We start from the raw sequence: 26,150 nt of genomic DNA on the forward strand, positions 1-26,150 counted from the left end.
CCGGTGGTAATGGCGGATCGATGAGCTACTACCAGCGCGAAGTGGACCGCATGATGCGCAAGCAATCACGGCAAGAAAAGGCGAGTTTGGAGGCACGAACCCGCCGTAACCGACGGCAACGCTGGAGGAGTCGCGTCAATCCCACCCGGATGTGCCGATGGAGAAGAAAGCCACGAGATGGCGCGTGACGCCCTCACGCCCGCGGGTGTGCCTGATCGTGGACGGCCCGCAGGCGCGCCACGGTGACATGGGTGTAGAGCTGAGTGGTGGCCAGCGTGGAGTGCCCGAGCAGCTCCTGAACGACACGCAAGTCCGCGCCGCCTTCCAGCAGATGCGTTGCGGCGCTGTGCCGCAGACCGTGCGGGCCGATATCCGGGGCACCGGGCACGGCAGACATGGTTTGATGCACCACGGTGCGGACCTGACGCGGATCGATGCGCCGCCCACGCGCGCCGAGGAGCACCGCCCCGCGAGAACCGGCGGTGGCAAGATGTGGTCGACCGCGGTCCAGCCATGCGGTCAGAGCATCGGCGGCGGGACCGCCGAATGGCACAGTGCGCTCCTTGTCGCCCTTACCCAAGACGCGCAATACTTTTCGCGACCTGTCGATATCGTCGATATCCAGACCGCACAGCTCGCTGACGCGGATCCCCGTGGCGTAGAGCATCTCGACGATCAATCGATCCCTCAATGCCATCGGATCGTCTTGTTCGGCGCCCGAATGCGCTGCTTCCATCGCCGCGACGGCCTGATCTTGTCGCAGCACAGCGGGCAACGTACGGCGAGACTTAGGCTGTTGCAAGCGAATCGCGGGATCTGTCTCCAACAGTCCGCGACGGGTCGCCCAGGCCGTGAAAATCTTCACCGCCGAGGTACGCCGCGCGACGGTGGAACGTGCCGCACCCTGCCGGGCCTGAGCGCCAAGCCATGACCGCAGCACGGGAAGCGACAGGTCAGCCAGAGTAGCGTCCGGATGGGCCGCCGCGAGGTGATCGAACAACGAGGTGAGATCCCCCCGATAGGCGCGCTGCGTGTGGACTGACCGGCCGCGCTCCAGCGCCAGATGCTCGGCGAACTCGTCGAGAATCGCGGTCAGCTGCGGTGTCACTCCCTCACGGTAGCTTCGGCGGCCGCCAGCTCCTGTTTCCACACGCGGAAAGTCTCCTCGGTGCGGCCGCGACGCCAATATCCCGAGATTGAGGCGGCCCATTTCGGTGCTATCCCACGCTCCTTGCGGATGTATGGCCGCAGATTGTGCATCACCGTCTGAGCCTCGCCGTGGATGAACACCTGCACCTGCCCGGGCAGCCACTCCGCGGAGCGCACCGCCTCGACCAACGGAGCGTTATCCCCCGCCAGGTTCGCGTCGACCTCGTCGGCACCGGCGCCGCGGTGGACCCAGACGACCTCGACATCGCCGCGGGTATCGAAGGCGATCTCGTCCTGCGGACCGGCCACCTCGATGAACACCTTGGCGCGGGCACCCTCCGCCAGTGCTTGCAACGCGACGGTGATCGCCGGGATGGCCGACTCGTCACCGGCCAGTAGATGCCAGTCGGCGGCTGGATCAGGCGAATAAGCGCCGTGCGAGTCGGTGACGTACAGCCTGTCTCCGGGTATGGCGCGCGCTGCCCACGGGCCGGCCACACCGGAACCCCCGTGCACGACGAAGTCGATGGCGATCTCGCGACGGTCGGCATCCACGGAGCGGATGGTGTAGGTGCGGACGGTGGCCTCCATGTCACGCGCCTGGTCGATATCCCGTGGACCTGGCCCTTCGTGGCCCTCCGGAAGAAATATCAGCTTGGCATAGCTGTCGGTGTCTGGGGTGGCCTCGAAACCGTCAAATCCGTTACCGCCAAGCACCACCCGGGTGATATGCGGAGTCACCTGCTCGGTCCGAACTACCTGCAACTCATGTAGCGGGCGTGCCATATCGCCTCCTGCGTCGAATCCTCTATGTCAATTGCCTTGACTATACGGAGGAACAACCGCGAATGGGCGCCCCCGTCACGGCAACATGCCCCTGACGATCAACTCGGCGGCGGCTTCGGCGTGAGCCTGCACTTGCTCCGGATCGAACACCGCATCCCCGAACACCGTACGGGCCAGCGCTCCGCTGCTGAACAAGGCGGCGGTGCCGGACGTGATGAGAAAGAAGCTGGTCTGGAGCGGTACATCGCGTAGCTCCCCCGCCTTGACTGCCTCTTCGTAGACTGGGCCAAGCCGTTCTTGCATGGGGATGACGTAGGCCTGACAGATGTGCTGCAGCCGCTCGCTGTCCTGGCCCGCCTCGATGTCCATGATGCGGATCAACTCGGGGTGCTCGGCGGCGAAGATCACAAACATCTTGATGAATCGTTTGATCCGCTCGGAGGAACTCAGGCTCTCGTCGTCGTCTGCCAGAACCTTGTCGACGATCGCCTGGAATCCCCAGTCTATGGCGGCGTACCAGAGCTGTTCCTTCGACGAAAACCGTTGATGCAGCAGGTTATGGCTCACGCCCAGCTCGCGATTGAGGGTGCGCATCGACATGCCCTGATACCCATGAGTGGCGAAGGCCTGTAGCGCCGCGGTGAAGATCGCGTCGGCCGACACTCCTTCCCCGCCTTTGCGCGGCCGGCCACGAGGGCGCCGCGTCAGCTCACCGGCATCAGTCACGAAATCCGCCACATCCTTCCTTCATAACCATCATCCCCCCACGTACCGGCAATCGCGTTGAGGACTTCCGCACAACGGTCATGATCTTTATCGGGATCTCCGAACACCACCGTTACGGCCGGGCATACTGACGCGATGGCTACCTGGTTGTGGATCTGTGCCGGCATTCTCGCCGTGGTGCACCTCGGCGCGGGTGTGTTCAAACTGGTCACGCCGTACGAGAAAATCACGGCCAATCCCAACCTCGCCTGGGCCAGCGACTTCACCCCCACCGTCGTCAAGGGGATCGGCGGACTGGAAGTGCTCGGCGCAATTGGCGTAGTACTCCCCCACGCGACGGGAATCGCCCCGGTGCTGAGCCCGCTTGCCGCGGCCGGACTCGCGGTGTTGCAGGCAGGGGCCTTCGGTGTTCACGTTCGTCGCAACGAATGGAAGCTGGCCCCCGTCAACGTGATCCTGATCGTGCTTGCGGTATTCGTGGCGTTCGAGTGGTACGGCTGATCCACCTCAGAGGGGCCACTGGGCGTGCTCACGAGAAGAAATATGGTGTCCCTGCGACATTCAGTAGTTGATGAGCCAGAGGGGTCCGAATTTGGCCATTCCCAGAGCGATGAACAGGACCGCGATGATCATCGCCGTCGCGAGGTCGTTCATGCGCTCGATAGGGCTGTCCGGCTGACCTTTCCGGGCTTCGTATATCTGAAATCCAGGCTCCATGACGTGCATCCTTTCTCTTCTCTAACTTTATGGAAGAACCGTTCCGGCTATCGACAGACCGAACTGGCAAGAATCGCCGCACCACTCAACCGAGAATGGTTTTTCGGTCGGAGTGGAAAAAGGTGATCAGAGTTGTTGCACCGCATATCAATCCGACGGTGAGTATCACCTTGGACCCGCTATAGAGCGAGGCTATGCCGCCGCCTATGGCGGCGCCCAGAATGAAGGACAGGTAAAGCATGGCGTACCCGAGCCATTCAAAGACAGAACCCTTGCCAAAGAGATGCCGCTCGATACCTTGGCCCAGTTTGACGACCGTCCCCGTGACATAGCTCAAGGGAATGGCCGTTTCACCCTTCTTAACGAACGACGTGTTCAAGGCCCCGATCGCAAAGGCCAACAATAGAATTGGCGTGAAATGTACGTCAACATTCGCGTTGAAGCCCCGGTCCTGGAAGAAGTCGACGGCGGCCGCCGCGAGAAGACCGAACGTGGTCAGGACGGTCGCCCCGTGCGGGTGATTCTTCCAAAATTTTCGCCTGCAGTACGACGCCACGATGACCCCAAAGAGGAAGGCGCCGATCATCGAGATAGCGGCAATCGGACCCGCACCCGCCACTTGCTGTTTGTCCGTGACCTTGAACCACGTCAGCACGGCACGCTCGGTGTTACCGGTCATAAACGTCACGAAGTAGCCCGCGCTATGCAAGAAGGCCACTGCCCCAACCATTCCGGCGAGCCCGGAAAGCAGCCAGGAAAGCCGGGCCTCGCCTCCGATGGCGGCTTCGCGTGTTATGACCGCGTCGGCAGATGAGGACGCCGCGGCATCACCGTTGCGATTGTCGATTTCCCTATCGCCCTGAGACCTGTTCTCTACGGCCACCGAACCGCCACCCCTCTTCGTGTTCATACCGGCGAACTCAGGGCTTACCGATGTCGCCGACGTGGCCGTGCAAAACGACGCGCCCGTCGGCGAGTTTGTAGGTCAGATACACCAGCGCGAGCTTCTTGGCCTCGACCGCATCGGCCACCACCTGCGAGCGCTGCAGCAGCTTGATGCCGGTCTCCTCGACATGGCGGGCCTCGAACTCATCGATCCGGGTCAGTCCGTCTTTGCGGCCGCCCAGGATCGAGGGCATCACCCGCACCACCAGATCCCTGATGTACCCGCCCGGTACCTCACCGGTGTCCAGAGCCTGCACCGTGGCGCCCACCGCGCCGCAGGAGTCATGCCCCAAGATCGCGATCAGCGGCACACCCAACACCGCCACCGCATATTCGATCGAACCCAGCACTGCCGAGTCGATCACCTGCCCCGCGGTGCGCACGATGAACATGTCGCCCAGGCCCTGATCGAAAATGATCTCCGCGGCCACCCGGCTATCCGAGCAGCCAAACAACATCACCTGCGGGTTCTGGCCATTAGCCAGCTCGGTACGACGCGCGACGCTCTGGCTCGGATGCTGCGGACAACCACCGACAAAACGCTGATTACCCTCTTCGAGCGCCTTCCAGGCGGTCTTCGGATCAGATCTCATATTTCCTTCATACCCTACCGGGGTATAGCATGCCTGTGATCTTCAACACACAGTTGAGTTAATTCAACCAAAGGTTGACTCCCGAGGGGATCGGAGCACTTCCCCATAGCACATCGAGACACGCACTGCTGGAAGCGAATTCATCGACTTGCAGACTCTGCAGCCGACGGTGGCAGCCCCGGCAGATCTCTCCGATGGGCGTCGCAGCCATTGAAAGCACCCGAGTCCAATATGCCTGGAATCCATGGATGCCGCAACGCCAATCCGCAATCAGTTGGCAATCATCCACCGCCACAACAAACTCGAACGCCCACTACCTTGCCGAACTGCGGATACCCCCCGTGTTCGAAAGACGCAGCAGCGGAGGCTATCTCGCCTTCTGGATGTTACGACTACCCGCTTGAATAGATATGCCCAACATTCACAAGAAAAGTTCAGACTGCGCCAGTTCATAACAAATCGCTCTAGCTACCAGGCAAAGTCGATAATGGCATTCATGGAGCGCTTCGCTGGGGATCGCCCGCATCAAGGCAATAGAGAGCACGCGGCCAGACGCCGTGTTCATCGACCCCTACGCCAAAGCGCTTTCCGATGCGGTCAATTCGCCTCCGCGTGCGGGGCGGGCCTGGCCGCCTAGGTCATAGCACGGACCAAGTACTTCGACGACTACTTAATGAGCAGTGTCGACCCGCACGGCATCCGCCAGGTGGTCGCTGTCGCCGCGGGGCTCGATAGTCGGGTATAGCGCCTCCCTTGGCCTCAGACCTGCCGCAACCGGCGACGGCGAGCGACCTTCCAGTCACCGCCCGCGTCTTCCACCAACTGCTCAAGCTCCAGGATCGCCAACGCGCCCTGCACTCGGCAGGTACTCAACCCCGATTCGACGACCAGTTGTTGAATTGAGGCTCTACCACGACCGGGCAGTGCCTCGTAGACACGCTTCTCGTCCTCGCCGAGCTCGTCGACGACGTTGGTGGGCCTTTCGAGCTCGGGTGCGAACTCGCCCAATCGACCTGCCAACTCGATCACATCCTGGGCACAGCCAATGAGTCGCGCGCCGCGTTCGGCTATCTCAATATGGGTACCCGCCGACGCAACCGAGGTGATCGGGCCGGGCACCGCACCAACGGGCCGGCCCAGCCCGCGCGCCCAGGCGGCGGTGTTGGCAGCTCCGCTGCGGATACCCGCCTCCACCACCACCGTCGCGCCGGAGAGCGCTGCCACCAACCGATTTCGGGTGAGAAATCGGTATCGCGCGGGCCGCACGCCTGGCGGGTACTCGCTGATCACCAGTCCGTGGCGGGCGATTCGGTAGAGCAGCCCCGAGTGACCGGCCGGATAGGGTACGTCCACACCTCCCGCGAGTACAGCGATCGTGATGCCCTCGCAGGCCAGTGCCGCTCGATGCGCGACACCGTCGATCCCAAACGCGCCGCCGGAGACCACTGCTACGTCACGCGCCACCAAACCCGTTGCGAGTTCGGCCGTCACATGTTCGCCATAGCCCGTGCAGGCGCGCGTACCGACGAGTGCCGCGGCCCGGGACGTCACCTCCGACAGGGAATGCTCACCGACCACCCAGAGTGCAAGCGGTGCTCGCCCACTCGGCATCCGCTTCGTGTCGATCATGGCGAAACTCTGGAACTGCCACCCCGGCCATTCCGGATCATCGGGTGTCACCAGGCGCCCGCCAAGGCGATACAAGATCTGCAGATCCTCGCGGCTGCGGTCTATGAGGTGCCGGGCATGCACGATGGTCCGCACCCGATCCGGTACGTCCAAGCGCCGGACGCGCTCGGCGGTCTCATGTGCGCCGAACACCGACACCATGGCCTCGAGTTCCGCACTGGGCGCCTCAGTCACGCGTGACAAGTAGGCCCAGTCGGCCGGGTCGCCGCTCATCGCTTGTCACGGAAGGTCAACGCGAGCTTCACATCCTCAGCGCCCGGGAGATCCCGCCCGGCGAGGTCTGCGAGAGTCCACGCGACCCGTAGACAACGATCCAGAGCCCGAACACTGATGAGCCCCCGCTCCATGGCGTTACGCAGCGGCTCCATGACCGTCCGCGATGGGCGGAACTCCTTGCGCAACAGCGGCCCAGGAGCATCGGCGTTGACGCGAAATCCGTACTCCGACCATCGCCGCGCTGCCCGTTCGCGGGCCAGCACCACGCGCTCACGCACAAGCGCCGTGCCCTCAGTGGCCTCGTTGAGAGCGGTTTGACTGACCGGATGCATCCTTACCCGAAGATCTACCCGGTCAAGAAGTGGTCCCGACAACTTACCGAGGTACCGACGACGCAGCTGAGAGGGACACGTGCAATCCCGTGGATTCGCCGGCGCACATGGGCACGGGTTTGCCGCAAGCACCAACTGAAATCGAGCCGGGTACGTGACAACACCGTCACGCCGTGCCAACCGAATCTCCCCATCCTCCAATGGCGTACGCAACGCCTCCAGCGCAGGGGTCGAGAGCTCGGCACATTCGTCGAGGAACAGCACGCCACGATGTGCTCGGCTTACCGCGCCAGGTTTGGCCGTACCGGAGCCACCACCGACGAGCGCGGCGACACTCGACGTATGGTGGGGCGCGACGAATGGTGGTTGGGTGATCAACGGCTGCTGGGCCGTCAACAGGCCCGCGACCGAGTGGATGGCCGTTACTTCCAGTGCCTCGCCATCGGTCAGGGGCGGCAGCAGACCCGGCAGGCGTTGCGCCAGCATGGTTTTACCGATTCCTGGCGGTCCGGTCAGCATGAGGTGATGTGCGCCCGCCGCCGCCACCTCGACCGCGAATCGCGCATCGGCATGCCCGACCACATCTGCCATATCCGGAATATCGTTCTCGCATCCCACGTCCAACTGCACCACCGGATCCAACTCACCGTCGGCGCACAACCAGGCCGTCAGTTGCCGCAGGGTCTGGGCACCCAACACCTCGATACCGTCGACCAGCCCCGCCTCCCCCAGATTCGCCTTGGGTACCACCACGGTGGGCCACCCGTCACGTTTGGCCGCCAGCACCGCCGGGAGCACACCGCGGATCGGGCGCACCCGCCCGTCGAGAGCCAACTCCCCTAGGAGCAGGGTCTTTTCCAACCTTGTCGGTGGGATCGCCCTACTGGCCGACAACACGGCGGTGGCGAGCGCCAGGTCATACACCGAGCCCATCTTCGGCAGCGTCGCGGGTGATAGAGCCAAGGTGAGACGCGATGCCGGCCAGGCGAACCCGCAGTTGGTGATCGCCGCGCGCACGCGGTCACGGGACTCCTGCAGGGCGGCGTCGGGCAGTCCGACCAGGTGCACTCCGGGAAGCCCTGCGCTGATATCGGCCTCGATCTCCACGGTCTGGCCGGTTACCGCTTTGACCGCGACGGAATACGCTCTTCCCAAGGCCATCTCAGCTCACCCCGTGAATGTGGGTGATCTCCGGAACAGGGCTGCCCAATCGAATTTCGATGACATCAATACGCACGGACGGCCATAACCCGTCCTGGGCAGCCAGCCAGATGCCCGCGAGCCGCCGTAACCTACGCAGCTTGGTATGTGTCACCGCCTCCGCAGGCGTTCCGAACGCGCGGCCCGTTCGAGTCTTCACCTCGACAAAGACCAACACTTCACCGTCGGCCGCGATGATGTCGAGCTCCCCGTACCGGCATCGCCAATTGCGATCGAGGATCGCGAACCCGTCTTCTCTCAGGTAATCGGCGGCGAGATCCTCTCCGCGGCTACCGATCTGTGCGCGTGTGCTGGTTGTCATGTCGCCACCATCCGCACAGGTACCGACACATGTTCAGCCGAGATGTTCCGCCGACGAGTGTTATCCACATTCCAGCATCGATCCACAGCCCCCGGGCGTGGGTGATTCCTACCGAGGTTCACGTCCGGGGTACTGCGACCGTGGGGTATAACCCGAGCCGGATCGCGCGCCTCTGGCGAAGGCGCCGGCGCTGCGCCGCGACTGCCTGAACAGTTCTACCCGTCTGGCTGGCGATGTCAGCGTCCGCCAGCGCGCCCGCGGTGAGAAGCGCGATCTCGACGGATGACCAATGTGTGCAATACGTCCAGCGCGTGGTCGAGCACCTGCTGCGCTGGCGCGGTCAGCGCACTAGTTCCACATCTTGACCGGATGAACCACGGGCGCAACCTTGCCAATCGCGCCCGACGCGGGCCCCGGCAGGTCCTTCGAGTTGGGAGCCGACTTGATCTCGACATCGTCCCGCGCGGTGCAGACGGCGCCACTCGACTTCGACGGCACACAGTGCGCCTGCGGCTCAGCCACGGCTACACCTGGCGAGGCCACTGGCAGGGCAACGACAATCATCGGCGCGATCATCGCCGCCGCCCGCATCAGCAAAATACCCATCGGCAGAGAATGGGCTACGCGCACCACGTTCGCAACTCGAACGATGTTCCGCTGAAGAGTAATTCCGATCACAGTGGCCGATATCTGTCAGGTCTAGACAGATATCAGCAAGGAGATGCCGCCACCACCTAACGCGGTGCGTTGCCCTCGAGCCGATCGAGCAGCGATTCGAGTGCCTCTTCGAACTCTGTCGCGCTGTGGTCCTCGCTGAGCTGCTTCTGCATCCGTTGCAGGTTCGGATAGTTCGACAAACTCCGCAGAGTCTTGTCTGGTAGCTCGTCCTCGACCGGGCTCAACGAGACTCCGCGTGCAGAGACCTCCAACAGAAGCTGGCCCAGGAGGAATGTGGTGTACGCGCGATAGGCGGTCACTGCACCGCGATCATCAAAACCGTAGGAGATCAGTGTGTCCAGGAAGGTCTCCATCCACTTCATGCTCCGCAGTGGCGGCCGGACCCACGGAGCCTCCGGCGGCCGAGTCGCCAACGTCGGGAACAGATGCGGATGCTCGATCGCAATCGCTCGCACTCCGTGCGCAAGTCTGACGAGATAGTCCTGCCAACCATCTTCCTGCCGGCGCGCGGCGAGTTGGTCATCGTAGAGTTTCTCGACCAAGTGGTCGACAATTCCGCCAAGCAGGTCCTGGCGACCGTGGACGTGGCGGTACAGGGCCATCGCCTCGACACCGCAGGCGGCACCAAGCCGCCGCATGGTCAGCTGATCTAACCCGTCACGGTCCACCAGCCCGATCGCGGTATCGAGGATCTCGGCACGAGTCAGCGATCGTGGCCGGCGACCCTCGGGGTTACCTGCACTTGTTTGGTTTTCCGTCTCTTCCACTGCGTCCGTCACTCCCACTGTGCATTTCTGGGCTCGGGCCATGACGACGTCCCCGTGGCGGCTTCGCCGTCCACACGACGGTACCTCTGCCAGCTAAACACCTGGCCAGCACCTGTTTGTTTACGAGGTAGTTTACGTAGTACACAACCCTTGCTACGGTGGATTCATCGCCTCACTACGAGGTGACATCGAGCGGTTGCACCGCACACGCACTGATAAGGAGCGACACATGAGCGATGACAACAGGGACAGCGGTATCGAGGCCGGCATCAAGGGCGTCGTCGAGGACGTCAAGGGCAAGGCCAAGGAGGCCTTCGGCAAGCTCACCGACGATGAGTCGCTGGAGCGCGAAGGCCAGGCACAGCAGGACAAGGCCGAGGCTCAGCGTGAGGTAGCCGCCAAGGAAGCCGAGGCAGAAAAGGCCCGCGCCGAGGCTGCCGTGCATCAGGCCCGCGAAGACGCCGAGAAGTAGCACAGATCGCCGTAGCAGCCCGCCCCAACTCCCACGAGAATCAGGAAACCACACATGATTTCACCTATGGCCGCTGATGTTGCGGCAGCCCACCTTGGCTTTGGCATCGGCTGGATCGGATGGATCGTCATCGGCGGAATCGCCGGATGGGTGGCCAGCAAGATCATGGGCACCGACGGTCAGCAAGGGCTCCTGCTCAACATCGTGGTCGGGATTGTGGGCGGGCTGTTAGGCGGATTCCTCCTGAACCTGCTCGATATCGGCACCTATGGCTTCGGCTGGGTTCTGACATTCGTCACCGCGCTGGCGGGCGCATGCATTCTCTTGTTCCTCGTGCGCCTCGTCAGCGGCCGGCGATGAGTGACAACAGATTCCGGCAGTCCACAACAGAAGGGGCCCCAGTGATTCCGTCCATTTCGAAGAAACTCGCGGTGGCCGCCGGTTTGGCCGCGGCCATCTCGCTGGCGGGCTGTTCCAGTGTGATCAATCAGGGTGGCGACACCACATGCAAGGAATACCTCACCCAGGACGAGGCCACCCAGAACGAGGCCGTCATCAAGATGCTGAAGGACGAGAACCAACAAGACCCCAGTGGTCTGCAGTCCACGGCGGCACGGAACTCCGCCTTGGCCTATTGCAAGACGTTGGGCAACGAGAACAGCAAGATCAAAGAAGCCCCACACCTCTAACCGGGAGCATCACATGAGAACGCCAACAGTCAAGGCCACCAAGGTTTTTGCCGGATTCGCCATCGTTATTGGCGCGGCACTGACCGGGTGCGGCACCAGCACCGACAGTGGCCCGACAAGCACCAGCGCGACGACCACAACAACCACAACCACCACGACGACGACCGTTCCTGCGCCCAGCGGCGCACCGGACGGCACCCCGGCGCCCGGCCCGACCGGTAGCGGTGGTCCTGAGGGCGGATCCGGCGCCATCCCCGGCGGCCCGACCGGAGGCGGCGGACCCGGTGGCGGGAGCGGGAGCATCCCCGGCGGCCCGACCGGAGGCGGCGGACCCGAGGGCGGCGGGGGCAACATCCCCGGCGTCGGCGGAGGCCACGGCGGCCCAGGTGGCGGCGGCGGATGCGTCGACAACGTGGGTTGCGTCAGCATCCCGTAAAGCAGTACGGCCCAGCTGCGCCTGTCGGAGATTTACTCCGGCAGGCGCAGCTCTGGCTTGTCCACCTCTTCGATGTTGACGTCCTTGAAGGTGATCACGCGCACGTGTTTGACGAAGCGCGCCGGCCGGAACAGGTCCCACACCCAGGCGTCAGAAAGCCGTAGCTCGAAGTACACCTCGGAGTCGGTGTTCCGTGGAATCACCTCGACGCTATTGGCCAGGTAAAACCGTCGCTCGGTCTCCACCACGTAGCTGAACTGCCCGACGATGTCCTTGTACTCGCGATACAGCGAGAGTTCCATCTCGGTTTCATACTTTTCGAGGTCTTCGGCGCTCATAGACTTTCCATTATCCCCCCTGTGAACTTCCTTGCGCCGCATTGCGCACGTTCACGAACGACTGTCGATGCTGAACTGACGGTCCCAGACGCCGCAACGCCTCGGTATGGACGGCCGTGCTGTAGCCCTTGTGCACCGCGAATCCGTACCCCGGATGATCGGAATCCATGGCCACCATCACCCGATCGCGGCTGACCTTTGCCAACACGCTGGCCGCGGCGATACAGGCCGCCGAGGCGTCACCCCCGATCACGGGCAGCGAGGGTACCGGCAGCCCCGGCACCCGGAATCCGTCAGTCAGCACGTATCCCGGCCTGAGACCCAGACCCGCGACCGCACGTCGCATTCCCTCAATGTTGGCCACGTGCACGCCAATACGATCCACCTCTTCGGCCGGCACCGACACCACGTGATACGCCTCGGCATACCGGCAGATGAGGGGAAACAATGTCTCGCGCATCTTCTCACTGAGTTTCTTCGAGTCATTGAGCGCGGCAAGGCTTTTCCGCTGGTTTGAGCCCAGCACGCACGCGGCGATCACCAACGGTCCCGCGCAGGCCCCGCGCCCCGCCTCGTCAACACCGGCAACCGGGCCCAAACCCACTCTGTCGAGTGTCAATTCGAGGGTGCGCAATCCGGATGCCTTGCGAATCACCGTGCGTGGGGGCCAGCTGGTAGTCATACCGCTAGGGCTACGTCTGGGGATTCACCGATGCGACGCCGCCCCACCGTCCGGGTGGCCATGCGATAAATCGCGCCTTGCCAATGACGTTATCCACGGGCACCGTGCCGATGTTCGGATCGCCGGTGCAGTAGACCCTCTGACGCTCGTCCATCCCTGGCCTGGCATCCCGTTCGAGGCTCTGGCAGTGCGCGCGCGAGTCGCCGCTGTGCGTCCGGTTGTCCCCCATCATCCACAGCTTGCCCTCCGGCACCTTGACGGGGCCGAACTGGAAACTCCAGCAAGCGTTGGTGGGATCAATGTCGCTGCCGGGACCAATGGTCTCCGGATCCAGATACGGCTCGTTGAGCTTCTTGCCATCGACCGTCAGGCCCGTGTCCCAGCGGCATTCCACGGTCTGCCCACCGGTCGCGATGACACGTTTCACCAGGTCGTTCTCGTCGGGGGGTACCACGCCGATGAAGGACAGGGCGTTCTGCAGGTATCGGACGGCGGTGTTGTCTGACCGGATCGACCGGTAGTTGCCGTTCCACTCGGGCGGGCCCTTGAACACCACAACATCACCAGGCTCGGGATCCGAGAATCGGAACACCACCTTGTCGACCATGATCCGGTCGCCGGTGCAACCACGGCAGCCGTGCAAGGTCGGCTCCATCGACTCCGACGGAATGAGATACGGACGGGCGATGAAGTTCTGCGTGATGCAGTAGAGCACCAGAGCGATCAGCAGCAGAACGCCGACCTCTTTGAGCATGCCCGAGCCGCTGTCTTCGTCCTTCGACGATGCTGCGGAAGACGCCTCAGCGGCTGATTCGGCTTCGGGAGTATCGGCGGTGGTCTGCGCGGACGACTCAGACGGTCCTGATTCCCCTGACACCGGTGCTGTCATGAAAGCGCCGACTCGGTCAGCGCTTCTCCTTGATCTTGGCCTTCTTGCCACGCAGCTCGCGCAGGTAGTACAGCTTGGCGCGACGAACCGCACCGCGGGTGACGATCTCGACGTGGTCGATGTTCGGGGAGTGCACCGGGAAGGTGCGCTCGACGCCGACGCCGTAGCTCTCCTTGCGGACGGTGAAGGTGGCGCTCACGCCACCACCGGAGCGCCGCAGCACGGCACCCTTGAAGACCTGGATGCGCTCCTTGGAGCCCTCGATCACCTTGACGTGCACGTTGACGGTGTCGCCGGGACGGAAATCAGGCACATCCTGGCGCAGCGACGCCTGATCGACAAAGTCCAACGTGTTCATCGGTGTACTTCCCTCTTGGTCTCTCGACTCAATCGCGCGGCCGGGTCGCATACGGGGTATGCACCTCGGCCGATCAGTAGTTGCTTGGTTCTGTCTGGTTTGTGGCCAAGCGGCAGCAGACAGCTAGTCAATTGTGCCAGACAGGGGCCCTTCCAGTGAAATCGCCCACCCGGGCACCCCTTGGGCAGCGACTATCCAGACAGTACTAGTAAGCTACCGTGACCGGAACATCTGCCACATCGGTAACAAAATCAGAGTCTGACCGCAGAGGGGGTCTACGTGATGCGCGGCCAGCACCTGTTCGTGGGCTTGACGCTCACCGCAGTGACCACGCTGACCTCGGGATGTGTGGCATCGGTACGCAGCGATCCAGCTACCCCCGTGCTGGCGGTCGTGAGCGCTCCGGCCGAACCGGCACCGGTCTTCGCGGTGGAGAGTCCCCCTTCTTTCGAGACCCTGCCCGAGCGCACCACCGCAGCAACCGCCCAGGCCAAGAGCGCCGGCGCCGTGCTGACCGCGGTGATCAAGGATCGCGCCTCGGGAGCCGTGGTCTCCAACGGCAACAACAGCACCATTGCCATCGCCTCGGTGGCAAAACTGTTCATCGCCGACGATCTGCTGATGAGGGAATCGACGGGCGAGGTCACCCTGACGCCCTCGGATCGCATCTCGTTTGACCGGATGTTGCAGTCCTCCGATGACAGCGCCGCCGAGATCTTCTGGCAGCGCGGGGGCGGCAACTCGATCATCACCCGCGTCGCCGCGCGATATGGGCTCGCCTCCACCAACGTGCCCTCCGACGGCATGTGGTGGAACACCATCAGCACCGCTAACGACCTGGTGCAGTACTACGACATGCTGCTCTCCGGCGCGGGGGGCCTGCCTCCCGAGCGCGCGAACATCATCATGGACGACCTTGCCCGCTCAACGCCCAACGGCATCGACGGCTATCCCCAGCGCTTCGGGATCCCGGACGGCATTCCCGGTGAGCCCGTCGCGGTGAAGCAGGGCTGGATGTGCTGTGTCGGGTCCGCGTGGATGCATCTTTCGACGGGGGTCGTGGGCCCCGACCGGCGATTCATCGTGGTGGTGTCATCCCTGCAGACCGCCAACGATGCGACGGCGCGCAACACGCTAACTCAGGCCGTCGCCGCCATGTTCCCCGGTGGACGAATCGAAACCGAGTAGGTCCGGGCGCCGCTGCGCGGTCCGCTGACGTGACTGCTCGGCCCGCCACGCCGCAATCTTGGCGTGGTCACCAGAGAGCAGCACCTGCGGTACATCGATCCCCCGCCAACTCGGCGGCCTGGTGTAGGACGGCCCCTCTAAAAGCCCGTCAGAGTGTGAATCTTCTTGCGCGGAAAGTGCATTGCCCAGCACTCCGGGAACCAGCCGCAGTACCGCCTCGATGATTACCAGCGCCGCGGACTCCCCGCCATTGAGCACATAATCGCCGATCGACACCTCGCGCACCCGCATCCGGGTCGCGGCGTCGTCGGCAACGCGCTGATCGATTCCCTCGTAGCGTCCACACGCGATCACCAGATGGTCTTCGGTGGACCAGTGACGGGCAGTCTCCTGCGTGAAGGGATACCCGGCGGGCGTCGGCACCACCAAAAGCGTTTCCGGTGTGCAGATCTCATCCAGGGCATCACCCCAGACCGTCGGCTTCATCACCATGCCGGGCCCGCCGCCGTAGGGCGAATCATCGACCGACTTGTGTACGTCGCGTGTCCAGCGCCGCAGATCGTGCACGGCGACGTCAACCAGCCCCGCATCAATGGCCTTGCCCGGCAAGGACTGCCGTACTGGCTGCAGATAGTCCGGGAAGATCGTGATGACGTCTATCTTCATGCCAGGGTTCTCACGACAGGTCCAACAGGCCTTCTGGCGGGTCGATCTCGATCACCTTGTCCGCCAGCGAGATCGACGTGACGATGGCAGAGACAAACGGCACGAGAATCTCGGCCTGCCGGTCACTGCTCGGGGGCTTCACCGAAAGGAGCTCACCACCGGGGGTGTGCAATACCTCGGAAACGGTCCCGATGGCGGTGCCGTCCTGAGTCCGCACCGTAAGCCCCTCGAGCTGATGGTCGTAGAACTCGTCGGGATCTTGAAGGGGAGGAAGCTCACCGGCCTCAACCGTGAAAAGGGTGCCACGCAACGCATCTGCCGCGTCACGATCGGATATCCCGGTAAATCTGATCAGCAGCCGTCCGCTGTGCTCACGCACCGATTCGACGACGAACTCACGGCTGCCGCCACCACGGGGCAGCCGACCATTCAGCACCGAACCGGCAGCGAAACGTTCGTCCGGATCGTCGGTGCGGATCTCTACCGCCAATTCGCCCGTGACGCCGTGCGCCTTGGCGATACGCCCGACCACAAGCTCCATCGGAGCTACCGGTCTGTATCCACCACGTCGACCCGGATGCCGCGGCCACCCACACCCGCGACCAGGGTGCGCAGCGCGGTGGCGGTACGCCCGCCCCGACCGATCACCTTTCCGAGATCGTCGGGGTGGACGTGAACCTCTACCGTGCGGCCGCGACGATTCGTCACCAGGTCAACGCGGACATCGTCGGGGTTGTCGACGATTCCTCGTACCAGATGCTCGACGGCGTCGACCACGACAGAACTCATCCGAGGTCCTATTCGCTTGCGGCGTCAGCAGATTCGGCAGGAGCCTCGGCGGCTTCCGCGGCCGGAGCCTCGGCATCGGCGGCCTCAGCCTTCTCGTCCTTCTTGGGGGCCTTCTTCTTTTTCTGCTGAATGGCCTCACCGGTGGGGGCACCGTCGGCCTCGGCCAGGGCGGCGTTGAACAGCTCCAGCTTGCTGGGCTTGGGCTCCTTGACTTTCAGGGTGCCCTCGGCGCCGGGGAGGCCCTTGAACTTCTGCCAGTCACCGGTGATCTTCAGCAGGGCCAACACCGGATCGGTCGGCTGCGCGCCCACCGACAGCCAGTGCTGCGCGCGCTCGGAGTCGATCTCGATGAGGCTGGGCTCTTCCTTCGGGTGGTACCGGCCGATCACCTCGATGGCGCGGCCTTCACGGCGGGTGCGCGCATCGGCGACCTGGATGCGGTACTGCGGGTTGCGGATCTTCCCGAGGCGGGTGAGCTTGATCTTGACAGCCATGACTACAACTTCTCCTTGAGGTATCACGCGGCAATTCGGCGACACGTGCGGACATGCACGATCCGGTTTTGCCTCGCGTGGGTCTGACCGCTGGTGGCCTTAGCCAATTCGCGGACCGGGTCATTGTGCCAGAGCATGACCTACCAGCCCAAATCACACCGAAACTACGGTTTTCGACGCATCGTCCGAGAAGCCCGCACCAAACACGGCGTGTCGGCGGGTTTGTGGCTGCTAGACCAGCCGGTTAAAGCACTTCGTCTCGACACGACGCGTCAGCCGCCAGCCATGGCGGGTCCGCACCACGGCATCGTCGTACCAAAGTCCCAGGAAAAGCACCTGTTCGGTGTCACCGCCCGGCACCATCGGGTTGAAACACAGGCTGCGCACGGTCGCCGCGCTCCGCTCCTCGTCATCGAAGTGGATCGAGACGTTTCCCAGCATGTGCGCGTACATCGGAAATGCCGGCAGCACCTGCGCCAACCATGCCTTGACGTCCGGATACTCGCCGTCGACACCGCCCATGGCGCGATAGTCGATGTACGCGTCGTTCGTGAACACCTCGTCCAGGTCGTCGAACTGACGATTGTCAATGGCGGTCGCGTAATCGACCAGGAGCTGTTGGATCTGCAGGCGGTCGGAAACTTCGTCGAGGGTCCACGCGGATGTCATAGCTTGTGAGCATGCCCACTCGGACCGAAATCATCACGCAATTCGTCCCGAACTCTCCGCTGTGTCAGCATCTGGGAATCGCCCTGACCGAGATCGGCAACGATCGCGCGGTGCTGGGCATGCCGTTCAAACCTGAACTGGCCACCATGGGCCACACGGTGCACGGCGGCGCGATCGCCACCCTCGCCGACACCGCCGCCATGGCCGCGGCCTGGGCCGACGACGTGGTACCCGAAAAGTTCGGTGGCTCAACGGCTTCATTGACCGTGAACTACGTGTCCGCAGCCGAAGCCGCCGACCTTACCGCGGTGGGCCAGGTGGTCCGCCGCGGTAAGCGGCTATCGAACATCGAGGTGACGGTCTCCGATTCCACCGGTCAGGTGGTGGCAAAGGCATTGGCCACCTACAACTTCGCTTAGGCGGCTCCCGCCTCGTCCTTGGCTAACAGCTCGCGCACGCGCGGGATGACCTCGCTGCCGTACAGCTCCACGTTCTGCATGCCCAACCCAGGCTGGGCGGCCTGGTACACCATGCTGAACCGGTCTGCGCCGAGTCCGCGAATGGTCTTGGCCATCTTGGCCGCCACGGTGTCGGGTGAGCCGACGTACAACGAGCCGGCCTTCACCTCGGCCAGGTAATCCTCGTAGCGCGGGGCTGGCCAGCCGCGCTCTCGCCCAATCGTGGTGCGCAGCTCCCTGAATCCCGGCCAGTACTGCGCGATCGCCTCCTCGTCGGATTCGGCGATATGCCCCGGACTATGAATGCCCAGCGGCATCGGCTCGGTGACACCGAGTTCGCGTTGCGCCCGACGGTAGAGGTCCACGTACGGCTCGAACCGCATGGGGTTGCCGCCGATGATCGCCAAGATCATCGGAATGCGGTACCGCACGCTACGGACCACCGAATCCGGCGAGCCGCCCACTCCGACCCAGGCGCGCAGGCCGTCGGCTGTCTTGGGATAGACCTCGACGTTGTCCAGCCCGGAACGCAGCTGCCCCGACCATGTCACCGGATCTCCGGGCAGCAGCTTCGCCATCAGATCGAACTTCTCCTCGAAGAGTTCCTCATAGTCCTTCAAGTCGTATCCGAACAACGGGAAGGAGTCGGTGAACGACCCACGACCGAGCACTACCTCGGCCCGGCCGCCGGAGATTCCGTCGAGGGTCGCGAACCGCTGATACACGCGCACCGGGTCGTCGGTGCTGAGCACCGTAACGGCGGTCGCGAGGGTGATCCGCTCGGTACGGGCGGCGATCGCGGCCAGCATCATCTCCGGGGACTCCCCCACGAACTCGCTGCGGTGATGCTCCCCGATGGCGAAGATGTCGACGCCGACCTGGTCCGCGCGCACCCCCTCCTCGACCACGGCGCGGATGGCTTCCGGATTGCTCATGCCTTCCGGGACATCGGCGAAGGTGTCCAAACCAAACTGCACTTGATTCGTCATGACAACATAAACGGACCGCAGTCCGGTTATGTTCCCGATACCCGCCGCGCTAGTGTCGGAGCCGATGTCTTCCCTGCCGCGGCCTCGCCGCTTCCGCGTATTCGCGGTGCTCAGCGCCCTGCTCCTCATGCTCGCGATCCCCGGTGTCGCGCGCGCCGATACGGCGGCACCGCCGCCGGAGGGTCCGGCGCAGGCATGGTTGGTGGCGGACCTGGACTCCGGTCAGATCCTTGCCGCACGCGACCCCTACGCCGTACATCCCCCCGCGAGCACCATCAAGGTGCTGCTGGCCCTGGTGGCTCTCGACGAGGTGCCGCTGGATGCCACCGTGGTCGCCGATGCCGCGGACGCGAAAGCCGAATGCAACTGCGTGGGCATCAAGGCGGGCCAGACCTACACCGCGCGCGAGCTGCTCGACGCGGCACTGCTGGAGTCCGGCAATGACGCGGCCAACACCCTGGCGCACCTGCTCGGCGGACGACAGGCCACCGTCGACAAGATGAACGCCAAGGCCGCGGCCCTGGGTGCGACATCCACCCACACCGACTCGCCGTCGGGTCTGGATGCACCCGGCATGGACATGCGATCGAGCCCTCACGATCTAGCCGTCATATTCCGTGCGGCACTGGCCAATCCGGTGTTCGCCGGGATCACCGCACAGCCGGGCGCACCCTTCCCGGGGCGCGGGCTGCACAATCAGAACGAGCTGATGTACCGCTATCCGGGAGTGATCGGCGGCAAGACCGGCTTCACGGATATGGCTCGCAAGACCTATGTCGTGGCCGCTGAGCGCGACGGCAAGCGCCTTGTGGTGTCGATGATGTACGGCCTGGTGCACGAGGGCGGGCCGACGTATTGGGATCAGGCCACGAGCCTGTTCGACTGGGGCTTCGCCAACGACGGTCAGGTCACCGTCGGTTCGCTTTAAGCCTTGGAATTGAGCACCTGAAGCACTGTTTCGCCCACGCGCACCCGGCACATGGCAATTGCCAGCGCGACGGCGTCCTTGGGTGAGATCTGGGCCACCGCATTGCCGCCCGCGGCCGCCTCCTGAACCGCCGCCAACTTTCCGGCGTCATCCATCGTGTTGAAGTCCCCGCAGAGGGTGTCGGCGTGAGCAGTGGCCGGAATCGCGACTGATAGAACCAACATGCTCACCAAAACCCCCACCGTTCGCATGGCCGAACTCTAGCGAATCTGACCGCGCAGCACGACGAGATCAGGCCGCGACAGCACGTGCGGACCGGTGCGCGGGTCTTCGTGATATCCGACGACGTCGGCGGGTGCGCCATGCTCAAGTCCCGGCCGCCCCAGCCAATCCCGCGCGCGCCAGCACGCCGCACCCAGCGCATCGGTGGGGTCCATGCCAATGCGGGTGAGCGCGGCGACCTCATCGGAGATGCGCCCGTGCGCGATCCCGCCGCCGGCATCGGTGCCCGCGTAGATCGGTACTCCGGCGTCATAGGCGTTCCCGAAGGTCGTATGCAGGCCTGCGTACAGGTCGCGCATGTGTTGGGCGTAGACCGGGTACTTCGCCGCGGAGTCGGCGATTCCCGGGAAGTTCTCGATGTTGATGACGGTCGGAACGAGCGCGGTGCCGTGCTCGACCATCAAGGCGATCGTGTCATCGGTGAGGCCGGTGCCGTGCTCGATGCAGTCGATCCCGGCGCGAATCAAGCCCGGCAGCGCGTCCTCGCCGAAGACGTGCGCGGTGACCCGCGCACCTTGGGCGTGCGCGGCCTCAATGGCCTGTTCGAGAATCTGGTCCGACCACAGTGGTGCCAGGTCGCCGACGGAGCGATCGATCCAGTCCCCCACCAACTTCACCCAGCCATCGCCCCAACGCGCTTGCAGGGCCACCGCTTCCGGAAGCTGCGATTCGTCCTCGATATCGATGGGCAATCCGGGGATGTAGCGCTTGGGCCTGGCTAGGTGCTTGCCCGCGCGGATGATGCGCGGCAGGTCTTCTCGCTCGTCGAAACCGCGGGTGTCCACCGGGGATCCGGCGTCGCGCAACAGCAGTGCGCCCACCTCGCGCTCGGCTTCGGCCTGCGCGACCGCTTCTTCCAGCGAGGTCGGACCGTGCGGCCCGACACCGACGTGACAGTGCGCGTCGACAAGTCCAGGCAGCAGCCACCCGCCGTCGAAGAGGGTGTCGGCACCCGCGATCGGTTCACGGCTGATGACGCCGTCACGCACCCACAGATCGATCGGCTCTTCAGACGGAAGAGTTCGGCCCCGCAGGTGCACGCGCATCAGCTCAGTTCTTGGGGAACTTCAGCTTCGAGATATCGATATCGGCCAGACCTGGCGGCAATTCGCCGAGCCCCTCCGGCATCCCGGAGAGATCGGGGAATCCGGCCGGCATCCCCGGGGGCATCCCCGGAAATCCACCCCGGATCTTCGGCTGTGTGGGACCCCGTGAACCCTTCTTGCCCTTTTTGGTGTTCTTGCCGCCCTTGCGGTTGCTCTTGCGACTGATGGCGCCCATACCCATCCGGCCCGCCATCGACGCCATCATCTTGCGCGCCTCGAAGAAGCGGTCCACAAGCTGATTGACCTCTGAGACTGCGACTCCGGAACCGTTGGCGATGCGCAGTCGCCGCGAGGCATTGATGATCTTCGGGTCGGATCGTTCGGCGGGTGTCATCCCGCGAATGATGGCCTGGACCCTGTCCAGCTGCTTGTCGTCGACGGCGGCCAACGCGTCCTTCATCTGACCGGCGCCGGGCAGCATGCCCAACAAGTTGCCGATGGGTCCCATCTTGCGGATCGCGAGCATCTGCTCCAGGAAGTCCTCGAGCGTCAGCTCTCCCGAGGTGATCTTCTCGGCAGCGGCCAGGGACTGTTCGGCATCGAAATGCTGTTCGGCCTGCTCAATGAGGGACAGCAGGTCGCCCATGCCCAGGATGCGGCTTGCCATCCGGTCGGGGTGGAAGACGTCGAAGTCCTCCAGCTTTTCGCCGGTCGACGCGAACAAGATCGGGGTGCCGGTAATCTCACGCACCGAAAGCGCGGCACCACCGCGAGCATCGCCGTCGAGCTTGGTCAGGACGACACCGGTGAATCCGACACCTGCGCGGAAGGCCTCGGCGGTGCTCACCGCGTCCTGACCGATCATGGCGTCGAGGACGAAGAGCACCTCGTCGGGGTCGACGGCGTCACGGATGCGGGCCGCCTGGTCCATCAGTTCGGCGTCGATACCGAGACGGCCCGCGGTGTCGACGAGCACCACGTCGAAGTGCTGAGCCTTGGCATGGGCGAGACCGTCACGGGCCACCGCGACCGGATCACCCACCAATGAGCCGACCTCCAGCCCGCCGGGTGCGGCACCCGGATGCGGCGCGTAGACGGAGACTCCGGCACGCTCACCGACCACCTGCAGCTGGTTCACCGCGCCGGGGCGCTGCAGGTCGCAGGCCACGAGAAGCGGGGTATGTCCTTGCCCTTTAAGCCATTTCGCGAGCTTGCCGGCGAGGGTGGTTTTACCGGCACCCTGCAGACCGGCGAGCATGACGACGGTCGGCGGGGTCTTGGCGAAGGCCAGCTGACGGGTTTCCCCACCGAGGATGCCGATCAGCTCCTCGTTGACGATCTTGACGACCTGCTGCGCCGGGTTCAGCGCGCCGGAAACCTCGGCTCCCTTGGCACGTTCCTTGATGCGCCCGATGAAGGTGCGCACGACGGGCAGCGCGACATCAGCTTCCAGCAGCGCCAGCCGGATGGTCCGGCAGGTCGCGTCGATATCGGCGTCGGACAGACGTCCCTTGCCCCGTAGGCCAGCAAGGGCATCGGTCAACCGGTCAGACAGCGATTCAAACACGTCGACCAGCCTAGCTGGCTGCCCCTTTTGTGCCTCCGTCGTGGCGGGCAATCGGGATCAGCTCGACCTCGCCCGCCGATTCCGCTGTTACCCGGTGACTGGAGGTTGCGGGCGCAATCGCGGAATGAGGGTGCCGGCGAGACCGCGCAGGCTCCACCCGATGAGGCTCGGGTAGTCGACGCTGTCCCGCCAGAAGACGACTTTGTCATCGACAAACCTCATAGTGGCTTTGATCCGAAACCGGATCCATAGGTTCTCCTTGCCCTTGATCTTCGGGACGGGTGCGAGCACGTGCTCGACATCGTCCGAGAAGAACTTCAGATAGCCGTCAAGATCCAGGGCCGCCATCGTGGCGAAGGCGTCTTTCACAAGCTCCACACGCGGGTGGACGTTCGGCGGGTGCGCCCCGCTCGTTCGGTCCTCAAGAAATGCCATGCCCCGACGATCGCCCGTGACCTGCTGCCATCGCTACCGGCAGCGCTGCCAACCACTGCCACATCGCTTGTACGCGCTAGCTGGCCGCCCTCTTCGGCTCGGGTGCCGCCGCCGGTAGCACCGAGGCGATGGCCGCCTCCAATACCGCCTGCTCAGGCCCGGTGCTCAGACAGAATGTGTCGACCACCGAGGAACCCAGCGTGTTGACCCTGGCCCACGCGATATCCACGCCGTGCCGCTCCAGGGTCGCGGTGATGCGCGCCAGCAGCCCCGGCGCGTCAGAGGTGCGGATCTCCACAATCTGTTGGTCGGGATTCCCGGCAGGCTCGAACCAGCGGATGCGGGGCGGCGCGGGCGCGTAATTGGTGGGGACAGCAGGTGTCGCATCCCCGACCAGGCCGCTTCCGAACTGCGCGGATTCGCGTTCGCGCTCGTCGAGTGCCGCGATGATGTCGGTATCGCCATCCAGAGCCGAGATCAGCTGCTGACGCAGCAGCCCGGCCGCCGGAGGTGAACCGAACCGTGGCGACACCTCGAAGGTGTTGATGGCCGACCCGGCATGACTCGCCACCGAGGCCGAGAACACCCGCAAGGAGTTCAGCGACAGCACCCCGGCGGCCTTGGAGAGCAGCCCGCGCTGATCGGGCGCGATCATGCTCACGGAGTACATGTGGGGCGATCCCGCGGGCACCAGCCGTACCTGCACTCCCCCGTCGGCTGCCAACGAAAGCAGTTCCGGGTCAATGGGATCGGGTTCGGGAAGCTGTTCACCGCGCATCACCATCCGGCATTTGCGCACCAATTCCCCGATCAGCGACGACTTCCAATCGCCCCACACCCCGGGGCCGGTAGCCAGCGAGTCCGCCTCGGCGAGCTGTTGCAGCAGCTCCAGGAGCAGGAGATCACCGCCGAGCGTGTCGACCACGGTGTCAATGGTTTCCGGGTCGGCGAGGTCACGCCGCGTCGCGGTGTTGGGCAGCAAGAGGTGATAGCGCACGATCTTGGACAGCAGCTCCACATCGGAGGGCCACAGACCCAGTCGGGTGCCAATCTGCACGGCCAGGTCAGCGCCGACGACACTGTGATCACCGCCGCGGCCCTTGCCGATGTCGTGCACCAGCGCACCGAGAATCAGTAGATCGGGCCGAGAGACTCTGGTGGTGAACGCGCTCGCCTGCGCGACCGTCTCGACCAGATGCCTGTCCACGGTCCAGATGTGCACGATGTCGCGCGGCGGCAGGTCTCGCACCGGGCCCCATTCTGGAAACAGCCTGCCCCACAACCCAGTTCGGTCCAGCGCCTCGATGGTGGCCACCGCATGACGACCTGCCTCCAGCAGCACCAGCAGATCTTTGAGCGCCTCTCGGGGCCAGGGCGCGCGAAGCTCCGGAGCGGATTCGGCAAGACGACCCAACGTGGACGCGGAAATCGGCAGACCGGTGGTCGCCGATGCCGCTGCCACACGCAAGATCAGCGACGGGTCCCGTTCCGGGCGGGCGTCACGGGCCAGCACCACCTCTCCGGCATGCTCTACCACCCCTTCGTCGATCGGACGTCGGACTGTGCGCCGGAGCACTGAAATACCCCGTCGGGGAATTGCATTGGCGGCCGCGCGCAGTCCGACATCCACCGAGTAACTGATGGTGCGGGCCGCGTCGGACAGCATCCTGGCCAGGTCGAAGCGATCGCCAACGCGCAGCGCCGCACCGATTTCGTCGGCGAATTGGGCCAGCAGCTGATCGCGCTCTCGCCCGGCGACTCGATGCAATTCGGTGCGAACATCCAGAATGACCGAATGCGCGCCGTCGAACGACTTCGCCAGACCACTGTCGGTGAGCTGAGCAATGGCCAACGCGCGCAAGAGCTGAACATCACGCAGACCACCGCGGCCGGACTTCAGATCGGGTTCGGCCCGGTGTGCGATCTCACCGCTGCGCCGCCATCGCGCTTGCGTGTATTCGATCAGCTCGTCGAGACGAGTCCGGATCTGCGAACGCCATTGCTGGCGCACTCCGCCGATCATCAGGCTGGACAGCTGCGCGTCCCCGGCGATGTGCCTGGCATCGAGCAGCGACAGCGCCGCCGACATCTCCTGCCCGGCGACATGCAAGGTGTCCGCAACCGTCCGGACACTGTGATCGAGTCGAATATTGGCGTCCCACAACGGATACCACAGCCCGTCGGCGACCTCGCCGAGAGTCTCCGGCGCGATGTTCTCGTCGTGCAGGAGTACCAAATCCAGATCCGAGTGCGGCAGCATCTCGCGTCGACCCAGGCCGCCGAGTGCCACGATGGCGAATCCACTGGAGTCGGTGATGCCGACCTCGGCGGCCTTGGCTGTCAGCCACAGCTCATTGAGGTCGGTCATCGCCTCCCGAATCGCACCGGCGTTGAGCCGGCCGCTCTCACCGAGCAGCTGCGCCCTGGCGGCCACGAGGTCCGTTGCGGCGCCCATGTGATTACCGTCCTAAGCGGTTAGAGGGCCCAAGCCCTACAGAGCGTCGGTCCCCCGCTCGCCGGTGCGCACCCGCACCACCGAGTCAACCGGGCTCACCCATACCTTGCCGTCGCCGATCTTGCCGGTGCGTGCGGCGGTCACGATGACCTCGACGACCTTGTCGACGGCGCTGTCGTCCACCACTACCTCGACGCGAA

General features: G+C 64.3%; 35 protein-coding genes and 1 pseudogene. 9 read left to right on the forward strand and 27 right to left on the reverse strand.

All coding sequences use genetic code 11. From position 1 onward, the window contains the following. Positions 1-193: 193 nt before the first annotated feature. From B4400_RS15130 to B4400_RS15140, 3 genes are all read right to left on the reverse strand, one after another. A complete protein-coding gene (locus B4400_RS15130) occupies positions 194-1,096 on the reverse strand; it encodes a tyrosine recombinase XerC (RefSeq protein WP_170915020.1) in 903 nt (300 codons plus the stop codon). Positions 1,097-1,104: 8 nt separating this feature from the next. Next, the gene (locus tag B4400_RS15135; protein WP_078311103.1) at positions 1,105-1,935 is read right to left on the reverse strand and encodes a siderophore-interacting protein; all 831 of its coding nucleotides are present in this window, start codon (positions 1,933-1,935) and stop codon (positions 1,105-1,107) included. A gap of 75 nt (positions 1,936-2,010) precedes the next feature. Continuing rightward, complete coding sequence (locus tag B4400_RS15140; protein ID WP_078311164.1) at positions 2,011-2,598, reverse strand: TetR/AcrR family transcriptional regulator; 588 nt, start codon at positions 2,596-2,598, stop codon at positions 2,011-2,013. Positions 2,599-2,796: 198 nt separating this feature from the next. Between B4400_RS15140 and B4400_RS15145 the strand changes: the two genes are divergently transcribed. Beyond that, positions 2,797-3,162, forward strand: a complete 366-nt coding sequence (locus B4400_RS15145) for a DoxX family protein (protein ID WP_078311104.1) — start codon at positions 2,797-2,799, stop codon at positions 3,160-3,162. A gap of 60 nt (positions 3,163-3,222) precedes the next feature. Here the strand turns inward: B4400_RS15145 and B4400_RS24690 are convergent, their stop codons facing one another. The 3 genes from B4400_RS24690 to B4400_RS15155 form a co-directional block, all read right to left on the reverse strand. Beyond that, a complete protein-coding gene (locus B4400_RS24690) occupies positions 3,223-3,378 on the reverse strand; it encodes a hypothetical protein (RefSeq protein ID WP_170915017.1) in 156 nt (51 codons plus the stop codon). Between the two features lie 85 nt (positions 3,379-3,463). Then, a complete protein-coding gene (locus B4400_RS15150) occupies positions 3,464-4,288 on the reverse strand; it encodes a YoaK family protein (RefSeq protein WP_078311105.1) in 825 nt (274 codons plus the stop codon). A gap of 10 nt (positions 4,289-4,298) precedes the next feature. Beyond that, positions 4,299-4,916, reverse strand: coding sequence for a carbonic anhydrase (locus B4400_RS15155; RefSeq protein WP_078311106.1), 618 nt, complete (start codon positions 4,914-4,916; stop codon positions 4,299-4,301). Positions 4,917-5,559: 643 nt separating this feature from the next. Between B4400_RS15155 and B4400_RS15160 the strand changes: the two are divergent. Continuing rightward, positions 5,560-5,658, forward strand: a pseudogene (locus B4400_RS15160) (class I SAM-dependent methyltransferase); the annotation flags it as partial. Positions 5,659-5,675: 17 nt separating this feature from the next. On the opposite strand, the gene dprA reads toward B4400_RS15160, so the two are convergent. The 5 genes from dprA to B4400_RS15185 all read right to left on the reverse strand — a co-directional run bounded on the left by dprA (position 5,676) and on the right by B4400_RS15185 (position 10,162). After that, complete coding sequence (gene dprA, locus B4400_RS15165) at positions 5,676-6,818, reverse strand: DNA-processing protein DprA (protein ID WP_078311107.1); 1,143 nt, start codon at positions 6,816-6,818, stop codon at positions 5,676-5,678. After that, positions 6,815-8,314 carry a YifB family Mg chelatase-like AAA ATPase gene (locus tag B4400_RS15170; RefSeq protein WP_078311108.1) on the reverse strand — a complete coding sequence of 500 codons (1,500 nt, stop codon included), beginning with the start codon at positions 8,312-8,314 and terminating at the stop codon, positions 6,815-6,817. Before B4400_RS15170 ends, dprA begins: the two co-directional genes overlap by 4 nt. 1 nt (position 8,315) lies before the next feature. After that, positions 8,316-8,675: a YraN family protein gene (locus tag B4400_RS15175; RefSeq protein WP_078311109.1), complete on the reverse strand. Its 360-nt coding sequence runs from the start codon at positions 8,673-8,675 to the stop codon at positions 8,316-8,318. Between the two features lie 348 nt (positions 8,676-9,023). Further along, positions 9,024-9,281, reverse strand: a complete 258-nt coding sequence (locus B4400_RS15180) for a hypothetical protein (protein ID WP_286142103.1) — start codon at positions 9,279-9,281, stop codon at positions 9,024-9,026. A gap of 128 nt (positions 9,282-9,409) precedes the next feature. Continuing rightward, positions 9,410-10,162, reverse strand: coding sequence for a TetR/AcrR family transcriptional regulator (locus tag B4400_RS15185; protein ID WP_078311110.1), 753 nt, complete (start codon positions 10,160-10,162; stop codon positions 9,410-9,412). A gap of 187 nt (positions 10,163-10,349) precedes the next feature. Between B4400_RS15185 and mbp1 the strand changes: the two genes are divergently transcribed. The 4 genes from mbp1 to B4400_RS15205 are packed head-to-tail and all read left to right on the forward strand — an operon-like array spanning position 10,350 to position 11,717. Then, entirely contained in the window at positions 10,350-10,592 is a 243-nt protein-coding gene (gene mbp1, locus B4400_RS15190) for a microaggregate-binding protein 1 (protein WP_078287541.1), read from the forward strand. A 54-nt stretch (positions 10,593-10,646) separates the two neighbouring features. Then, entirely contained in the window at positions 10,647-10,952 is a 306-nt protein-coding gene (locus B4400_RS15195; protein WP_078311111.1) for a GlsB/YeaQ/YmgE family stress response membrane protein, read from the forward strand. Between the two features lie 41 nt (positions 10,953-10,993). Next, a complete protein-coding gene (locus B4400_RS15200; RefSeq protein WP_078311112.1) occupies positions 10,994-11,281 on the forward strand; it encodes a hypothetical protein in 288 nt (95 codons plus the stop codon). A gap of 13 nt (positions 11,282-11,294) precedes the next feature. Further along, positions 11,295-11,717, forward strand: a complete 423-nt coding sequence (locus B4400_RS15205; protein ID WP_078311113.1) for a hypothetical protein — start codon at positions 11,295-11,297, stop codon at positions 11,715-11,717. 32 nt (positions 11,718-11,749) lie between these two features. Here the strand turns inward: B4400_RS15205 and B4400_RS15210 are convergent, their stop codons facing one another. Genes B4400_RS15210 through rplS form a run of 4 tightly spaced genes read right to left on the reverse strand, consistent with a single transcriptional unit; the run spans position 11,750 to position 13,984 of the window. Beyond that, a complete protein-coding gene (locus tag B4400_RS15210) occupies positions 11,750-12,055 on the reverse strand; it encodes a DUF2469 domain-containing protein (RefSeq protein ID WP_005056986.1) in 306 nt (101 codons plus the stop codon). 10 nt (positions 12,056-12,065) lie between these two features. Next, positions 12,066-12,737, reverse strand: coding sequence for a ribonuclease HII (locus B4400_RS15215; protein WP_078311114.1), 672 nt, complete (start codon positions 12,735-12,737; stop codon positions 12,066-12,068). A 10-nt stretch (positions 12,738-12,747) separates the two neighbouring features. After that, the gene (gene lepB, locus B4400_RS15220; protein WP_078311115.1) at positions 12,748-13,626 is read right to left on the reverse strand and encodes a signal peptidase I; all 879 of its coding nucleotides are present in this window, start codon (positions 13,624-13,626) and stop codon (positions 12,748-12,750) included. Positions 13,627-13,642: 16 nt separating this feature from the next. Beyond that, positions 13,643-13,984 (reverse strand): 50S ribosomal protein L19, encoded by a 342-nt coding sequence (gene rplS, locus B4400_RS15225; protein ID WP_078311116.1) that lies wholly within the window; start codon positions 13,982-13,984, stop codon positions 13,643-13,645. A 282-nt stretch (positions 13,985-14,266) separates the two neighbouring features. Here rplS and B4400_RS15230 point away from each other — a divergent pair, with 282 nt between their 5' ends. Further along, on the forward strand, positions 14,267-15,172 hold the full coding sequence (locus tag B4400_RS15230; protein WP_078311167.1) for a serine hydrolase: 906 nt from the start codon (positions 14,267-14,269) through the stop codon (positions 15,170-15,172). On the opposite strand, the gene trmD is transcribed toward B4400_RS15230, so the two are convergent. The 5 genes from trmD to B4400_RS15255 form a co-directional block, all read right to left on the reverse strand. Next, on the reverse strand, positions 15,119-15,838 hold the full coding sequence (gene trmD, locus B4400_RS15235; protein WP_078311117.1) for a tRNA (guanosine(37)-N1)-methyltransferase TrmD: 720 nt from the start codon (positions 15,836-15,838) through the stop codon (positions 15,119-15,121). The two genes, B4400_RS15230 and trmD, sit on opposite strands and share 54 nt — an antisense overlap. Before the next feature lie 10 nt (positions 15,839-15,848). Then, positions 15,849-16,379, reverse strand: a complete 531-nt coding sequence (gene rimM / locus B4400_RS15240; RefSeq protein ID WP_078311118.1) for a ribosome maturation factor RimM — start codon at positions 16,377-16,379, stop codon at positions 15,849-15,851. A gap of 5 nt (positions 16,380-16,384) precedes the next feature. Next, entirely contained in the window at positions 16,385-16,627 is a 243-nt protein-coding gene (locus tag B4400_RS15245; RefSeq protein ID WP_005081564.1) for an RNA-binding protein, read from the reverse strand. Positions 16,628-16,635: 8 nt separating this feature from the next. Further along, complete coding sequence (gene rpsP, locus B4400_RS15250) at positions 16,636-17,121, reverse strand: 30S ribosomal protein S16 (RefSeq protein WP_078311119.1); 486 nt, start codon at positions 17,119-17,121, stop codon at positions 16,636-16,638. A gap of 231 nt (positions 17,122-17,352) precedes the next feature. Next, positions 17,353-17,790, reverse strand: a complete 438-nt coding sequence (locus B4400_RS15255) for a nuclear transport factor 2 family protein (protein ID WP_078311120.1) — start codon at positions 17,788-17,790, stop codon at positions 17,353-17,355. Positions 17,791-17,801: 11 nt separating this feature from the next. Between B4400_RS15255 and B4400_RS15260 the strand changes: the two genes are divergently transcribed. Further along, complete coding sequence (locus B4400_RS15260; RefSeq protein WP_078311168.1) at positions 17,802-18,209, forward strand: PaaI family thioesterase; 408 nt, start codon at positions 17,802-17,804, stop codon at positions 18,207-18,209. On the opposite strand, the gene B4400_RS15265 is transcribed toward B4400_RS15260, so the two are convergent. Next, positions 18,206-19,225, reverse strand: a complete 1,020-nt coding sequence (locus B4400_RS15265; RefSeq protein WP_078311169.1) for an LLM class flavin-dependent oxidoreductase — start codon at positions 19,223-19,225, stop codon at positions 18,206-18,208. The two genes, B4400_RS15260 and B4400_RS15265, sit on opposite strands and share 4 nt — an antisense overlap. Positions 19,226-19,289: 64 nt before the next feature. On the opposite strand from B4400_RS15265, the gene B4400_RS15270 reads away from it, so the two are divergent. Beyond that, positions 19,290-20,165 (forward strand): D-alanyl-D-alanine carboxypeptidase family protein, encoded by an 876-nt coding sequence (locus tag B4400_RS15270; protein WP_139361426.1) that lies wholly within the window; start codon positions 19,290-19,292, stop codon positions 20,163-20,165. Here the strand turns inward: B4400_RS15270 and B4400_RS15275 are convergent. The 6 genes from B4400_RS15275 to B4400_RS15300 all read right to left on the reverse strand — a co-directional run. Next, complete coding sequence (locus B4400_RS15275; protein WP_078311121.1) at positions 20,162-20,416, reverse strand: hypothetical protein; 255 nt, start codon at positions 20,414-20,416, stop codon at positions 20,162-20,164. The genes B4400_RS15270 and B4400_RS15275 overlap by 4 nt on opposite strands. A 9-nt stretch (positions 20,417-20,425) precedes the next feature. Next, positions 20,426-21,493, reverse strand: a complete 1,068-nt coding sequence (locus B4400_RS15280; protein WP_078311122.1) for an amidohydrolase family protein — start codon at positions 21,491-21,493, stop codon at positions 20,426-20,428. 4 nt (positions 21,494-21,497) lie between these two features. Beyond that, entirely contained in the window at positions 21,498-23,060 is a 1,563-nt protein-coding gene (gene ffh, locus B4400_RS15285) for a signal recognition particle protein (RefSeq protein WP_078311123.1), read from the reverse strand. A gap of 87 nt (positions 23,061-23,147) precedes the next feature. After that, positions 23,148-23,495, reverse strand: coding sequence for a hypothetical protein (locus tag B4400_RS15290; protein ID WP_078311124.1), 348 nt, complete (start codon positions 23,493-23,495; stop codon positions 23,148-23,150). Positions 23,496-23,571: 76 nt separating this feature from the next. Next, the gene (locus tag B4400_RS15295; protein WP_078356026.1) at positions 23,572-25,950 is read right to left on the reverse strand and encodes a [protein-PII] uridylyltransferase; all 2,379 of its coding nucleotides are present in this window, start codon (positions 25,948-25,950) and stop codon (positions 23,572-23,574) included. A gap of 36 nt (positions 25,951-25,986) precedes the next feature. Continuing rightward, a partial coding sequence (locus B4400_RS15300; protein ID WP_139361422.1) for a P-II family nitrogen regulator occupies positions 25,987-26,150 on the reverse strand: 164 nt, incomplete at its 5' end.

Origin of the sequence: Mycobacterium sp. D16Q13 (assembly GCF_002013375.1) — a bacterium.
Lineage (GTDB): Bacteria > Actinomycetota > Actinomycetes > Mycobacteriales > Mycobacteriaceae > Mycobacterium.